We start from the raw sequence: 392 nt of genomic DNA, 5'->3' as shown, positions 1-392 counted from the left end.
GCGTAAACATATTGCTTTCGCCAGTATGTGTATGGGATTATTTATTGCTCAGCTTGATATTCAAATTGTAACGTCATCCCTAAATGAAATAGGTGGTGGTCTGTCCGCAGGTAAAGACGAAATGGCCTGGCTTCAGACCAGCTATTTAATTGCTGAGATTATTGTTATTCCGCTCTCTGGGTGGCTGTCACGGGTATTTTCCACTCGTTGGCTTTTTACTCTATCCGCGGGAATATTTACTTTAATGAGTATCGCGTGTGGACTTGCTTGGAATATTCAGATCATGATTTTTTTTCGTGCTTTACAGGGAGCTGCTGGCGCATCCATGATCCCTTTAGTTTTCACGACTGCGTTTATTTATTACCAGGGTAAAGAGTTGGGGTTGGCTGCTG

The 392-nt window shown here is 42.9% G+C and carries 1 protein-coding gene; it reads left to right on the top strand.

Annotation, left to right across the window (positions count from 1 at the left end; all coding sequences use genetic code 11):
- Positions 1–392 (top strand): MFS transporter (locus GVL03_RS21590; protein ID WP_159502784.1); only part of this gene is annotated, 392 nt, incomplete at both ends.

Origin of the sequence: Microbacterium sp. 18062, assembly GCF_902706225.1 — a bacterium.
In the GTDB taxonomy this organism is placed as follows: Bacteria; Actinomycetota; Actinomycetes; order Actinomycetales; family Microbacteriaceae; genus Microbacterium.
The sequence above is the reverse complement of the archived record's forward strand: the minus strand, read 5'-3'. Positions and strand labels throughout refer to the sequence as shown.